The following is a 14,245-nucleotide window of genomic DNA, read 5'->3' as shown; positions in this document are numbered from 1 at the left end:
GTTTTTTCCTCCTATCCGATTGCTTTCAATGGGTCGATTTTTACAATCGTTCGCACCGAGAAGAAAGCACCTAGCATCGCGATCAGAATCATCATTACACTGATACTAGCAAAGAATAATAGATTGATTTGGAATGGCACTGCCGCAGGTAACACGAGGGCGGTACCGATCGTTGCCAACCCACCGATCAAAACACCCGAGGTGGCCAACAAGAACGTTTGGGCGATCACCGAAAAAGCAATGTAGCGGCTAGAGATCCCTTGGGCTTTCATGACACCGAAAATTTCTGATTTTTGCATCGTTAGTACATAGATAAAAATACCGATAACGATGGCAGCGATCACGATCAAGAACCCGATCATAAAGCCAAAGGTCAGCACTTGTGCGTTGTAACCAGGCAATTCATTAATAAATTTGCTGATATCCGTAGCGACTAGATCATCTGGCACTTCTTTGATTTTGCCACGAGTTACGATCGCGTTGATACGGGCATTTTCTGAATCATCTTCTTTTTCAAAACGAATTTCTTGATAGGCACCGATCGAGGTGTAGAGGACCGGAGCAACACTGAAGCGGGCGTTATCTGTAAAACCGACGATTTTCAATTTTTTGTCACTGCCGGCTAATTTGATGGTGTCACCAATGGAAATCCCGTATTCTTCCTCAATGCTGCTGTCTGCGACCGCTTCATCATCTGACGCAAACATCTCGCCATCGATAATATTTGGTGCTAGAAATTGATCTGGATCAATGCCGAAAAAGGTGACATCGACTTTTTCACCGTTGTCTTCTTTAGTCACTACCCCAGCGGTTTGCGCCAAAACAGCTTTTTCTGGTGCATCGACTTCGTCATAAAGACTGCGAGGAAGCATCGACATGTTTAAATTATCATTTGCTTCTTCAGTCAACAAAATTTGATCTGCCTCCCATTTGTCGACCGCCATCCGATTATCTTGAGCCAACCCATACGCTAAGCCAGTTAAAAAAAAGACCAGATAGGCGATTAAAAACATGACCCCTGTGACTAGGGCGTAACGCAATTTGGAATGGCGTATTTCATTGATTGCCAAAAACATAACGATTCCTCCTATTATTTTATCACTTGATAAAATAAAAATACCATTTTTTTTATTTTCAGCAAACTATCTTGCTTACAAAGAGTAAATTCGGTGAAAAAAGGAAGGTTATTTAGAAGGGCGTCTGTTGATTGAAGAAAACCAGTTGCTGCTCTTTTATTTCGATAGAATCGTTTGAGCAATGAAGGAGAGGGGCGACTTCCGTGAAAAAAGAACTAGAATAACAATAAAAGCCCTCTGATTCAGCGCACGCAAACACTTGGCGTATTTTGAAATCAGAGGGTTTCTATTTAAAGTCTGGTGCTGGATCAAAGTGTCAATCGTCAGTTTCTTTGCTTGTAGCGATAACTAACGGCACGATTTTTTCAAAGGAGTGACGAAAGCTTTCAGGTTGTGCTAACTTTTGATAAATGATCGCCAAACCGTCTTGGTTTTTGCGATAATCCAAACAAACCTTCAGCTCACTTTGAGGACCATATTTCTTTGAAATGTACTGATACGCTTCTTGGTGCAATTGTTCTAGATCTGTGAGTTGCTTTTTCTCATAAGCAAAAAGCAAGGTTCGCTTGAGGATTCGCTCAAAATCTAAGTCACGATCGGCTTCGGAAATAATTTTGCCATAAAGCGAGCGAGGCTCATAGGGCAGCGAGGCGCGATGGTCTTCTACTGCTTCGCCGATCATTGAAATGACTGGAGGAGAGAAAAAGCGTGGCAACACAGCATCTTGTTCAACGATCTTGCGGGAATTGCTTTCGTGGTTTTTGCGGCCATAGAGCAAGCCGATATCATGGTAGGCAGCTACCGTATAGACGATATTCAGGTCAACAGGCAATGTTTCAGCAATCTCAAAACTATTTTGGATCACTTGGTGGACGTGCGCTGGGGAGTGACTGCTATCCAATTGGTTGTATTGTGGGATGATGGAGCTTTCAATATAGTGCTTTAGTTGTGGATCAATCTTCATTTATCTGGTTCTCCTGCCTTTCTTATGCTAGATGAGGAGGAATTGAGCCAGTGCTAAACCGATCACTCGTTTCTAGACCTAGCGGCTGACGACAAAAGCCAAAGGGCTGTCCATCAATGGTGATTTGCTGCTTGAGCCACGGAAGATAGCTGATGGTATCTGTTGGATCGCCGGCAGCTGCTTGTTCCATTTTCTGCCATTCATTCGACGTAGAAATCGTTGCAGCACCTTTGAGTAACCCTTGCCAAATCACCTGGATCTCCTCGGGACAAAGGTTTCCTGCCATTGATGACAGCCCGTTAAACCCTAGTGCGACCTTTTCCGCCAAGTCCGCTTCACCACCAGCATAAAAACGAAAATCGGCAGCCGTCTTTGTTTTTAGTTGAGGCACTCGCTCCTTACTGCCAGCTTCTTTTAAGCCGATCACCCGAGGGTCAGCGATCAAGGTCAAGAGACTTTCTGCAGATAAATCAAAGCCCGTGCGGCGGGGATTGTTGTATAAAATAACTGGTTTTTCGCAAGTATGGATCAATCCCTGAGCATAGAGGACGGCTTCCTTTTGGGTCAGGCAAAGATAAGGGGGAAAGCCTAAAACCACACCATCGATTCGGGGATTTTTGCTGATTGCTTCTGCCAACGCGAGCGTTTCATGAAATACAATGCCAGCTAAACCGAAGAGGACTTCGAAATCGGCTGCCCAGCTGGTTTCTTGCGCTAAGGCATGTAGAAGCTGTTTTTTTTCTGTTAAAGTCAATGAATGCTGTTCACCGGTGGAGCCACACACCAAAACCGATTTGATCCCTTGCTTTTGCAGTTGCAAGATATGAGCGATCGTCCTTTTCGTGTCAAGTCTTTCTGCATGGTCAAATGCTGTTGGGACGGCAACATGCAGTGAGTGATTCAATGAAGTCATCCGATTCATCCTTTCTTGTGATACGTTTAGCCAGCGATGTTCTTCTTGCTTCTGGTGCAAGCCAAGGAAGACGAAATAACTGATTATCCACTAAGTGTAGCAAACTTCTCGTTTCAGCAAAAGGCTTAGCAAAATATTTTTAAAACGGTGGTTGCGTTTTCAAATAAAGCATGGTATTATGCAAGTAATAAAACAGGCATGTGACTGGTAATGCAGGCAGGACCTATAAAAAACATGGAAGGGATCGTTGGATTCCGTTCAATGTTTTTGTAGGTGCTGCCTGCTTTTTTCTTTGTTTGGCCAACAAAGGAAAACTAATTAAAGGAGAAGAAAATTATGAATGTAAAAGAAACGGCAACTGCCATCGTTGAGTTGATTGGCGGAAAAGAAAATATCGCACATTTGGAACATTGCTCCACACGCTTGCGCTTTACCTTAAAAGACAATAGCCTCGTACAAAAAGATGACTTGGAAAAAGTCGATGGCGTGATTGGGGTGCGACAAAATGTCCAATGCCAAGTCATCATCGGCAATGATGTCGTCGAAGTGTATGATGAGGTTATGAACGTGTTAGGTCATGAGCTAACAGCGGATGGAGGAAGTGAAGGCAAACAAAAACAATCGTGGGGTGCGGTCCTGCTTGATTTTATTATCTCGATTTTTCAACCGTTGATTCCAGCAGTCGCTGGAGGGGGCGTCTTGAAATCCTTACTGTTACTTGCTTCTGTCACTGGATTGATGGACAATACGAGCCAAACGTATCAAATTTTGAATCTGATCGGTGGCGCACCATTGTATTTCTTACCGATTTTAGTGGCGATCACCACGGCAAATAAATTAAAGGTCAACCAATTGGTGGCGGTTTCCGCTGTCGGTGCCTTGATTTTGCCTGAACTAACGACACTATTGACAGATGGCGCAGCTTTCATGGGCTTCGGTTTACAAAATATCGCCTATGCGTCACAAGTATTTCCAGCCATTTTAACGGTTTTATTTTACGCTCAAATTGAAAAACTGTTTACTCGAATCTCACCAAAACCGATCCGTATCTTCTTTGTTCCAATGATGAGCTTAGTTATTACGGTTCCAGTTGCTTTATTGATTTTAGGCCCATTAGGCTTTGAAGTCGGAACGATTTTCTCAGCAGCGATTATTTGGCTGTATGCCCATTTAGGTTGGGTGGCAACGGGGATCTTAGCCGCTGTTTTACCATTGATGGTGGTTACCGGTATGCACAAAGCTATGATTCCTTATGCTGTTTCGTCCATGAGTGAGATGGGGGCAGAGCTGTTATACTTACCTGCCTCATTGGCACATAACATCGCAGAAGCCGGTGCTTGTTTTGCGGTGAGTGTTCGGACCAAAGACCAAAAACTTCGTTCAACCGCTGTTTCTGCAGGCATCTCCGCCCTTTTTGGCATAACCGAGCCTGCTTTGTATGGGGTGACGATCCTGCACAAACGAGTGCTTTACGGCGTGATGGCTTCCAGCCTAGTTGGTGGTGCAGTGGCTGGGTTATTTGCCATCAAGGCCTTCGCATTAGTTGGTCCCGGTCTAGCAAGTATCACTATGTTCGTCGATGAAGCCAACCCGATGAATCTTGTGTGGGCATTAGTCACGTTAGGGGTATCCTTTGCTGTTTCCTTCGTCCTTGTCCTTTTCTTATTCAAAGACAAAACAGTGGAAAATAAGACGACAGTTGCCGATCCGAAAGCCGAAGTATTGAGTAAACCAGTAGAAGGCCAAGTGGTCGCCCTATCTGAAGTCAACGATGAAGTCTTTTCAAGCGGTATGATCGGAGAAGGTTTCGGGATCATCCCGACGTCTGGCGAATTGATCGCACCAGAAGATGGCGAAATCACGATGTTGTTTGAAACCAACCATGCGATCGGGTTAAAAACTCGTAATGGCGCAGAATTGCTCTTTCATATCGGCTTGGATACCGTTCAATTAGAAGGCAAACACTTTACCCCTTACGTGAAAGCGGGGGATCAAGTGAAACAAGGGCAACCCCTGATTCAATTTGATCTAGATGCCATCAAAGCAGCTGGGTTTGATCCAATCGTGATCTGTGTGGTCACCAATCAAGAGAACTTTACTGTCAAACCGATCGAATCAACCGATGAGCGCAACGAACAAGGTGTTTTATCGATTGCACCGATCGTCTAAACCAATGAGCAATGCAACAAAAACAATGTAAAAGGGGATTGAAAAAATGACTGAAACAACTTTTCCAAAGGACTTCTTATGGGGTGGCGCTATCGCCGCAAATCAAGTAGAAGGGGGATGGAATCTTGGCGGCAAAGGCTTGTCGGTAGCGGATGTGGCTACTTACAAACCTCATGTCGACGTGAAAAACTTTGCAGCACATATGAGTGTGACTGTTGAAGCCGTCAAAGAAGCAATGGCGGATTCAACGGATACCATCTATCCAAAACGCCGAGGGATCGACTTCTATCATCGCTATCCAGAAGATTTGGCTTTATTTGCGGAGATAGGTTTTAAAGTATTGCGTTTATCTATTGCATGGACCCGATTGTTCCCAACTGGGGAAGAAACGACACCCAATCCAGAAGGGATCGCTTTTTACCGCAATGTCTTCCAAGAAATGCAGCGTTTGGGAATCAAACCGATCGTAACGTTGTCTCACTATGAGATGCCGTTAGCGCTGAGCTTGAAGTACAATGGCTGGGTGGAACGTAAAGTGATCGATGACTTTGTCCGTTTTGCGACCGTCTGCTTTGAAGAATTTGGGGAGTATGTGGAGTATTGGCTGACCTTTAACGAAATCGACAGTATCCATCGTCATCCCTTTACAACAGCAGGTCTCATTCCTGAGCAATCAGAAGCTGGTAAGGAAGAGCAAGACGTATATCAAGCCCTCCATCACCAATTTGTGGCCAGCTCATTAGTGACAAAAATCGCCCATGAAATAAATCCCGACAACAATGTCGGCTGTATGATCACGAAGTTGATGACGTATCCATTGACTTGTGACCCATTGGATGTTGAATTAACTTTAAAGAAAAACTTGGAAAATGATTTTTATGCGGACGTTCAAGTCAAAGGTGCTTATCCGCGAATGATTGAAAAAGATCTCGAAAAACGGGGCATCAAGATTGAAATGGCACCAGAAGACCGCCAAATCTTAAAAGATCACACCGTTGATTTTCTTTCTTTCAGTTATTATATGTCTATGGCTGAATCAGGCGACCCACATGCGGAACGGACACCGGGCAATACGGTTTTAGGGGTAAAAAATCCCAAGCTGCCGTCAACTGAATGGGGCTGGCAGATCGATCCTAAAGGCTTGAAAATCTCCTTGCTTTCATTGTATGATCGGTATCAAGTGCCATTGATGATCGTTGAAAATGGTATGGGTGCCGTGGATGTCCTTGAAGACGGTCAAGTGCATGATCCGTATCGGGTCGATTATTTCAAGGCACACTTCAAACAAATGAAGGAAGCCATCGATGAAGGAGTCGATTTGATTGGTTATACTTCATGGGCACCGATCGATCTGGTCAGTGCGGGGACGTCACAAGTGACGAAACGCTACGGCTTCATTTATGTGGATGCCGATGATGAAGGAAACGGCAGTTATGACCGTTTGAAAAAAGATTCCTTCGATTGGTACAAAGAAGTGATCGCTACCAATGGCGCAAGTTTGGCAGAATAAACAGTGAGGAGCGAGAGTGCATGATTTACATCAAGAAAGTCTTAAATTCAAGTGTCGTACTTGTTGATAAGGAAGGCCAGGAAATGATTGCACTTGGGAAGGGGATCGGCTATGGAAAGAAAGTCGGCGACAGCATAGCCGATACCCAGATCGATCAAGTTTTTCTGCCAATCGATGAAAAAAAATCGGGTCAGTTTGCCGATTTGGTGGATGAGATTCCGTTGTACTATTTTGAAATGACCAAAGAAATCGTTCAGCTGGCGCAAAAAATGCTGCCGTATCCGCTAAATTCAACGATTTACCTTACCTTATCGGATCACTTGCACTTTGCTGTGGAACGTCAGCAAAAAGGCTTGAGTGTGACGAATCGACTCTATTGGGAAATCAAGAATTACTATACGGAGGAATTTCGAGCCGCCGAACAGGCACTACGCTTGTTGAAAGAGAAGTATCAAATTGATCTGCCGGAAGAAGAAGCCTCCAATATCGCGTTTCATTTGATCAATGCCCAGTCGAACACCGAGGAAAATCAAGATGGGTTGAAAAAAGCCAAATTGATCGGGTTGATCGTCAATATGGTACGCTACTCGATCCAGCAAGACGTCAACACCAATTCGATCCATTATAATCGCTTTATCACCCACGTGCGTTTCTTCGTTGACCGGTTCTTTTTGGATGGTCTGCTGCAAGAAGAAGACGAAGGACTATACCGTCAAATGTGGGCTCTTTATCCAAATGCTATGGAGATCGCGACAAAAGTCAAAGCCTATATCGATAAAGAATATCAAACGAAGATCCCTGTCAATGAAATCGTCTATCTAGGCGTTCATATCAATCGGTTGATGAACCATTCAGCGATCAATTCCTAAGCGTCCTCATTTTTAACAAACACAAACAAGCCGTTTCCCTTTGCTGGAAGAAACGGCTTGTTTGTATTTAGTAGGCTTGCTTGTCAGGAATCACGCCTCGAACGCCGCCTTTTGGTTCCTCCACGTCGCCTTGGTAGCGTGGGATCAAATGACAATGGCAATGAAAGACCGTCTGTCCGGCAGCCTCCCCGCAATTGAAGCCGATGTTGAAGCCGTCTGGTCGATAGGTTTCCAACAAATAGGCTTTGCCTTCCTGCAACAAAGCCTGCAAGTCTTGTAATTCCTCTTGGGTGAGGGCAAAATAATCCCTTCGATGTTCTTTGGGGATCAATAGCAGGTGTCCAGGGGTGACGGGAAACTTATCAAAGATCGCATAAAAGCGTTCGTTTTCAATGATCGCATGTTTTGAGGCAGTACAAAAAATACAAGTCAAAATCTTCCGCTCCTTTTTCTCAGCTAGATAGCGTATCGATACTTATCTTTAGTGTACCAAAAGCTGATTCGAAATGAAACGCACGACAAAAAGCATGTCATTATGAGTCATTTGCGAGTAAAATGAAAAAAAGTTTGCTGATTCGCTTGACTTAGAGTGCACTTCAACCTGTATGCTTAGTGTAACTTAAAAAACAGGAGGACGAGCAAATGAACTATGTAAAATTTGGCAATACGGGACTTGATGTGTCACCATTATGTTTAGGGACAATGGGATTTGGCGATCCCAATAGTGGCTTTCATGAGTGGGTGTTAGAAGAAGCAGATAGTCGCGAAGTCATCAAAAAAGCCTTGGATCTAGGCATCAACTTTTTTGATACGGCAAATGTCTATTCTTATGGAGCGAGCGAAGAAATCGTCGGTCGAGCATTGAATGATTTTGCTCCGCGGGATGAGATCGTGGTTGCCACAAAACTGTATTCAAAAATGAAGCAACGGCCAAACAGTGGAGGGCTGTCTCGAAAAGCGATCTTTTATCAAGTCGAACAAAGCTTAAAACGCCTACAAATGGACTACATTGATTTGTATATCATCCATCGTTGGGATTACCACACGCCAATTGAAGAAACCATGAAGGCCTTACATGATTTGGTGGTTTCTGGAAAAGTGCGCTATATTGGTGCATCCGCGATGTACGCTTGGCAATTTGCCAAAGCACAAGCAGTTGCAGAGAAAAATGGCTGGACCAAATTTGTTTCGATGCAAAATCACTTAAACTTGCTTTATCGAGAAGAAGAGCGAGAAATGATGCCCTTGTGTGCCGATCAAAAAATTGCCGTGACGCCATATAGTCCTTTGGCTGCTGGACGTTTAACAAGAGATTGGGGTGCAGAGACCAAACGGTACTTAACGGATAAAACCGCCAATCAAAAGTACGACAAAACGATGGAACAAGACCGGGAGATCGTGGCACGAGTCGCAAAGATCGCTGACAATCACCAAAGCAAACGGTCGCAAATCGCCTTGGCTTGGTTATTGCAAAAAGAACAAGTGGTCGCACCAATTATTGGCGCAACAAAAGAAAGCCACTTATTGGATGCTTTACCTGCCCTTGATCTAAAGCTGACTGCCGAAGAGATTGCTTATTTGGAAGAGCCTTACTTGCCTCATGCAGTGGTAGGAGCGGAATAACGAGTAACAAAAGGGCTTCTGGCTCGTAGCATGTAAAACGATCTAGGAAAAAATGCAAAACAAGGAAGTGAAGTCATGAATATCAAAAAAGTCAGTGAACTGAGCGGTGTCTCAGCTGATACCATCCGTTACTATGAAAAAATTGGGCTGATTCCGCCGGTCAAACGCAATAAAAACGGTGTTCGTGAATTTGATGATGACGACTTAAAATGGATCACCTTTACTAGGCAAATGCGTAATGCTGGACTATCGATTGACGGGTTGAGTCATTACCTGGCTTTATTTGAAGAAGGGCGAGGGACGGTTCCTGAGCGCAAGCAGCTCTTAGCAGAACAAATTGCGGTACTCAGGGAGAAAATCTCAGATATGACGGAAGCTGTTGAACGTTTAGAATACAAACTAGAACATTACGACGAGCATGTTCTGCCGACAGAAGAACGATTGCGTCAACGAAAAGCCAATTTGGTCACTAAGTCTTAATGACTGAATTCTCTACTATGGAAATTGAAACGTTCTGCTCAATGGAATCCAATAGAAAGGAAGCTTATGAAACGACTTGCGATTTTAGGTGCTGCTGGAACGATTGGGCAGCTGACACGCCAAACACTTTTAGAAAGAACCAATTTCTCCCTAGTACTCTATGCCCGCCAGGCAACGGAGCGTTTGCAACAGATTGATGCTGCGCGTGAGACGATCATTGATGGTGACTTTCTCGATTTAGGGCGACTCGTTCGGGCATTGCAAGATTGCCAGTCGGTTTTTTTGACGGATATCCATGATCCGCGGGCAACGCTGCGGGTGGTCGAGGCGATGAAATTAGCAGAGGTCAGCCAATTGATCAGTGTCGCACCAGAAAGAAACCTTTGTCATCCAGAGGCATTAAAGCAATTGGTGTCCGCAACTGATCTTTCCCTTTCCCCGAAAAAGCATCAGCTGTTATTGCAGCAAAAAAATCGCTTGATGTCCTATCAATTGATTAAAGGATCAGAATTGTCGGTTTACTTTGTTCATTTGCCGTCAGAGAAGAAACGTATGGCGAATAGAAGAGCATGGCGGGAATCTGTTGTAGAAGAAATCCTTTCCGCTTGTGATTGCTGTGCAGCTTAACAGCAATCTTAAAGGAATGAAAAAATAGCAGAATACTTTCTTGAAGGTCAGAATCAATTTTTTCATGTTTTCATGAAAAAATTGGTTCTTTCTTTTACGATTTTTTTGATAGAATAGACAGAAGCTTTTATACATAAAAATAGTTGCCAGATCGAAAGGAGAACGTTGATGGAAACACTTATCAAAAAAAATCTTGCTTTATTGCTTGGGGTGCTATGGATCTGCATCGCATTAAACTTCTTCCTTTTACCTCACAGCATTGCTTCTGCCGGTGTCGGGTCGATTGGCTACCTCATCGAAACTGGCTGGTCGATCAATCGCCATATCGTTGTCTGGGGTATAAATTTATTGATGCTGGCCCTTGCGTTTTTACTTTTGAAACGAGAGGTCTTTGTCAATACGGTTATCGGTAGTTTGGCATTTCCCGTTCTTCTAGCACTTTTACCAGAAATTATGCTGCTGCGCTTTTATTCCATCTCATTGATTTTAGGTAGTTTCTTCTTTAGCTTCGGCATCTTTTCGCTCTACAAAATTGGTGCGTCTAATGGCGGCGTGACGATTCCGCCACTAATTTTGGAAAAATACTATGGCATTCGCAGATCTAGTGGGGTTTTCTTGACCAATTTGATCATCATCTTATTGAACCTTCTGATCTTTTCTTGGCAAGAAGCACTTATTTCTGCCTTTTCAATCTACTTGATTGCCTTCTTCATGCGGCTCTTCATGAGAATCGAACAAAAAATGCAGGCCAAGAAATCTGTGAAAGTCCAAGGAACAGCAAAATAGAGTAACATTTCAGAAGCAAAACATCGGTGCAAAAAATCTGCACCGATGTTTTTTAATATTTTCTTTTTCTTAGAACAGCTATGGAACCAGTCAAACAAGCGATGATCAAAAAGCAAGTTAACAACAGTGCTGGCAGCAGTTCCCCTAGTTTGATTTGGTCGGTTAAGTAGTTAGGAAATTGGCTGGAAAGGGAATATGGATTCCAGTTTGTTACTTGACTCCATAGGTTGCCTAACATGCCCATCAGATAACAGACGCCAATAAACAACAAACCTTGATAGATACTTTTAGCAAAGCTGGAACCTAGCAGCAGGATGCTGATTGCTAGTAAACCGAAAAGCCAATAGCTGACCAAAGCGCTAGGGACTTGAGCAGCGCTGGAATCATCGAAATAAATCATCGTATAAAAAGCACTGACACTGGCACTTATAAGGTAACTCAAAGACCAAAGAATCATTAAATAGCAAGCTTTTGCTATGACGATCGTGGTTTTTGGTAAGCCTCTGGTGATCAGCTGAATAAAGGTACCCTGATTTATTTCGGCTGAGAGCGTATCGGTAAAAAGAATCACAAATATTAGCAGGCCAATCGTGCCGATGTTGCTGTAAAACTGAAGCCACGCATCGATCGATGTCGGATCAGCAATCGTGATTTCAATCGATTCCGGCATCATACTGGCCATCAGATCTGGCATAATTTTGGCAGTAAAGGGAGAAAGCATACCAATCAGGGCAAACAGGATCAAGCAAATCAGTAGTTTTTTGCTACGAAGACCGCCGAGAAACTCTTTCTTTAAGAAAACAAGAAACGCATTCATTTGATCACCTCCAAGTAAATCGACTCTAACGATGGTTCGATTCTTTGAAAGGATTCTGGGACAATGTGTTGTTCGTTCAGCAATTGTAGCAACTGTGAACCGATATTGGTTCCAGTTTGTTCATCGATCAGTAATTGATTGTTCTTTCTTTTCGCCGAAATGCCATGGATTGCTAACACTTTGGCAAATTTTAAATGGTCTCCTTCGTCGGTAAAGACAATCCCAAAGACGGTTTTTCGATAACGGTTTTTTAAGGAATCCATCGTTTCGAACGCACGGATCTGACCTTTGTGCAAAATTGCAATATAATCTGACAGCTGTTCGACATCTGCGAGAATATGAGAGGAAAAAAGCACTGTCGTTTCTTCTTTGATTTTTTCCAATACATCAAGAAATGCTTTGCGTCCGAGAGGGTCTAGTGCGGATGTTGGTTCATCACAAATCAAGATGGCGGGGCGGTTGATCAGAGCTTGGGCTAACCCTAGACGTTGCTTCATGCCGCGAGAAAAGCCAGCGATTTTTTGTTTCGAAGCTTCCAGGCCTACCAACTCTAAGACTTCCATCACTCGCTGAGGCTGAAAAGATTCTTTATTTGGCTGAATTTTTCCGCAGAAAGTCAAATATTCTACAGCTGTCATAAAAGAGTAAAACTGCGGCACATCTGGCAAATAGCCGATCCAGCGATTGGTCTTGGTTGAGCCAAATTGTACTGGTTCGCCACAGACAGTGATTTCGCCTTCATCAATAGGGAGTAACCCTAAAATCGCTTTCATAGTGGTTGTTTTGCCAGCGCCGTTTTCCCCTACAAATCCCACGACACTCCCTTTGGGGACCGAAAAGGATAGGTCTTGTAGCACTTGTTTGTGCCCAAAACGTTTGGATAAGTGATTGATCTCGATCATCTTCATTGTTGATCCCCTTTTCCAAAAGCAAAATAAAGGATAGGACCGATCAGGCTAACAAAACAGGCGATGAAGAGCCAAAGAATACGAGAGCCGAACTTAAATTGTTCTTGTTTTAAAATATCTCGAACTGCCAAAACGATCAAGATCAATTGCAAAAGAATCAGAGGGATCAGTATGGGCAAATAATCAGATATATTTTCTGGTACGTTTAGTGAAAAACTATTCATGTGAGTCACTCCTTTGCGAATTAGATACTTGTTCAGCCAGATTGCTCAAGCGCTGAAACAACTCTTTAAATGGGGGGTTTTCTTGATACGGTTCAAACAAGGGTGTCAGCTGTGCTATTGCAAGAAATTGTTTTTTGACACTACCTGAGTTACGCGGGATCTGACTCCCTAATTCTAATTCACTGATCCACTCATCGATGCTGTTGAAATAATCATCTCCTTTCAAAACGATTTCCTCTGGAGTAGCTTCTAATGTTTTGACATACAGCGTTAATGCTTGTAACAATAAGCTTTCTTTTCCTAAAGCAGCAAACGAAACCATCCCAGCGGCTAGAAAATTCAGTAAAGAGAGGGGATGCAATTCGGCCAGTTGGAAGCTCTCGCTGAGTGCCAGTCCACGTGCATAGGTTTTTTCCAGTTGCTCCTCGTCTTGTGTGAGCATTGCTAAATAATTCGTTAGCAAACTCATAAAAATAATTAAGTACTGGTAAATCGCACTTTGCGTAACGATCTCAGCTTGTTGCAACTGATTTTTTTGCTGAAATGCTGCGGCAATCAACGGTTCGCTAGGTAAAAAAGAGAGAGTTTTCGTGCCAAGGATCGCCAAGACTTCTTCTGGCTTGTTTCTCATCAGAAGACAATAAGCATCGATCTGTTTCGCTTGTTGTGCCAGCTCACTGTCTCCTTGGTCCATGATCCGTTGGTACAGGGTTTCTGCTTCCTTCAAATAGGTATTTTTCTTTGCTTCCATCAAAGCGTCTTCGTAAGTTTGCCCTTTCGGGACGCCTTCTACGGGGACATCCGGCAACAGATCCCAATGATTCAAGTAAAAGGACCCCATTTGTAATAAGAATGGATAACAAGAGTAATAGCGTTTGGTAAAACTTTGAGCAAGAGCGAGAACTTCCGTTGGTGTTTTTGTTTGGAAGGCGTCTTTTAATAATTGGTAGATTCGCTGGATCTCTTTAGGTGATAGCTGCGAATCTAAAATCAACAATTCATCGACGCTGCAATCAAAATACGCCGCTAATAAGGGCAGTGAAGTGATATCTGGATACGTCTGTCCCGTTTCCCATTTTGAAACGGATGCTTTTGACACGTTCATAAATGCTGCTAATTCTTGCTGCGTAACGCCTCTGTGTTTTCTTCTCCGGGCGATTTCCTCGCCAATTGGTAAGTCCATAGTACACCTCCGATAGGTTTGTTTGATATACTTCTATCATAAGAGGAGAAGGGATAACTTACAATGGATTACTAGTTAACTTTTGGTTGATTTGAT

15 protein-coding genes are annotated in these 14,245 nt (G+C 43.4%); 7 read left to right on the top strand and 8 right to left on the bottom strand.

Annotated features, from left to right (window positions below):
• Positions 1-11: 11 nt before the first annotated feature.
• The 3 genes from CXM95_RS11135 to CXM95_RS11125 all read right to left on the bottom strand — a co-directional run bounded on the left by CXM95_RS11135 (position 12) and on the right by CXM95_RS11125 (position 2,953).
• Positions 12-1,076 carry an ABC transporter permease gene (locus CXM95_RS11135; RefSeq protein WP_016613416.1) on the bottom strand — a complete coding sequence of 355 codons (1,065 nt, stop codon included), beginning with the start codon at positions 1,074-1,076 and terminating at the stop codon, positions 12-14.
• A 316-nt stretch (positions 1,077-1,392) separates the two neighbouring features.
• A complete protein-coding gene (locus CXM95_RS11130; RefSeq protein ID WP_086299345.1) occupies positions 1,393-2,040 on the bottom strand; it encodes an HD domain-containing protein in 648 nt (215 codons plus the stop codon).
• A 22-nt stretch (positions 2,041-2,062) separates the two neighbouring features.
• Positions 2,063-2,953 (bottom strand): dihydrodipicolinate synthase family protein, encoded by an 891-nt coding sequence (locus CXM95_RS11125; RefSeq protein WP_086299346.1) that lies wholly within the window; start codon positions 2,951-2,953, stop codon positions 2,063-2,065.
• A 336-nt stretch (positions 2,954-3,289) separates the two neighbouring features.
• Here CXM95_RS11125 and CXM95_RS11120 point away from each other — a divergent pair, with 336 nt between their 5' ends.
• From CXM95_RS11120 to CXM95_RS11110, 3 genes are read left to right on the top strand one after another with little or no spacing between them, the layout of a single operon-like run.
• Positions 3,290-5,122: a beta-glucoside-specific PTS transporter subunit IIABC gene (locus CXM95_RS11120; protein ID WP_086299347.1), complete on the top strand. Its 1,833-nt coding sequence runs from the start codon at positions 3,290-3,292 to the stop codon at positions 5,120-5,122.
• Positions 5,123-5,168: 46 nt separating this feature from the next.
• A complete protein-coding gene (locus CXM95_RS11115; protein ID WP_086299348.1) occupies positions 5,169-6,632 on the top strand; it encodes a glycoside hydrolase family 1 protein in 1,464 nt (487 codons plus the stop codon).
• 20 nt (positions 6,633-6,652) lie between these two features.
• Positions 6,653-7,501 (top strand): PRD domain-containing protein, encoded by an 849-nt coding sequence (locus tag CXM95_RS11110; RefSeq protein ID WP_005235258.1) that lies wholly within the window; start codon positions 6,653-6,655, stop codon positions 7,499-7,501.
• 67 nt (positions 7,502-7,568) lie between these two features.
• Here CXM95_RS11110 and CXM95_RS11105 read toward each other — a convergent pair whose 3' ends face one another.
• A complete protein-coding gene (locus tag CXM95_RS11105; RefSeq protein ID WP_254905026.1) occupies positions 7,569-7,970 on the bottom strand; it encodes an HIT family protein in 402 nt (133 codons plus the stop codon).
• A 173-nt stretch (positions 7,971-8,143) separates the two neighbouring features.
• On the opposite strand from CXM95_RS11105, the gene CXM95_RS11100 reads away from it, so the two are divergent.
• The 4 genes from CXM95_RS11100 (at position 8,144) to CXM95_RS11085 (ending at position 11,017) form a co-directional block, all read left to right on the top strand.
• Positions 8,144-9,124 carry an aldo/keto reductase gene (locus tag CXM95_RS11100; RefSeq protein ID WP_005235260.1) on the top strand — a complete coding sequence of 327 codons (981 nt, stop codon included), beginning with the start codon at positions 8,144-8,146 and terminating at the stop codon, positions 9,122-9,124.
• A gap of 75 nt (positions 9,125-9,199) precedes the next feature.
• Entirely contained in the window at positions 9,200-9,604 is a 405-nt protein-coding gene (locus CXM95_RS11095) for a MerR family transcriptional regulator (protein ID WP_005235261.1), read from the top strand.
• A 66-nt stretch (positions 9,605-9,670) separates the two neighbouring features.
• Positions 9,671-10,231: an NAD(P)H-binding protein gene (locus tag CXM95_RS11090; protein WP_101699166.1), complete on the top strand. Its 561-nt coding sequence runs from the start codon at positions 9,671-9,673 to the stop codon at positions 10,229-10,231.
• 168 nt (positions 10,232-10,399) lie between these two features.
• On the top strand, positions 10,400-11,017 hold the full coding sequence (locus tag CXM95_RS11085) for a YitT family protein (protein WP_008378566.1): 618 nt from the start codon (positions 10,400-10,402) through the stop codon (positions 11,015-11,017).
• Between the two features lie 52 nt (positions 11,018-11,069).
• Here the strand turns inward: CXM95_RS11085 and CXM95_RS11080 are convergent, their stop codons facing one another.
• Genes CXM95_RS11080 through CXM95_RS11065 form a run of 4 tightly spaced genes read right to left on the bottom strand, consistent with a single transcriptional unit; the run spans position 11,070 to position 14,149 of the window.
• Positions 11,070-11,834, bottom strand: coding sequence for an ABC transporter permease (locus CXM95_RS11080; RefSeq protein WP_061054282.1), 765 nt, complete (start codon positions 11,832-11,834; stop codon positions 11,070-11,072).
• Entirely contained in the window at positions 11,831-12,742 is a 912-nt protein-coding gene (locus tag CXM95_RS11075; protein WP_008378547.1) for an ABC transporter ATP-binding protein, read from the bottom strand. The genes CXM95_RS11080 and CXM95_RS11075 overlap by 4 nt, the downstream gene beginning before the upstream one ends.
• Positions 12,739-12,966, bottom strand: coding sequence for a PLD nuclease N-terminal domain-containing protein (locus CXM95_RS11070; RefSeq protein ID WP_005235274.1), 228 nt, complete (start codon positions 12,964-12,966; stop codon positions 12,739-12,741). Before CXM95_RS11070 ends, CXM95_RS11075 begins: the two co-directional genes overlap by 4 nt.
• Positions 12,959-14,149, bottom strand: coding sequence for a helix-turn-helix domain-containing protein (locus tag CXM95_RS11065; RefSeq protein WP_016620471.1), 1,191 nt, complete (start codon positions 14,147-14,149; stop codon positions 12,959-12,961). Before CXM95_RS11065 ends, CXM95_RS11070 begins: the two co-directional genes overlap by 8 nt.
• Between the last annotated feature and the right edge of the window lie 96 nt (positions 14,150-14,245).

The organism is Enterococcus sp. CR-Ec1, assembly GCF_002850555.1.
GTDB classification, from domain to species: Bacteria; Bacillota; Bacilli; order Lactobacillales; family Enterococcaceae; genus Enterococcus_D; species Enterococcus_D entomosocium.
The sequence above is the reverse complement of the archived record's forward strand: the minus strand, read 5'-3'. Positions and strand labels throughout refer to the sequence as shown.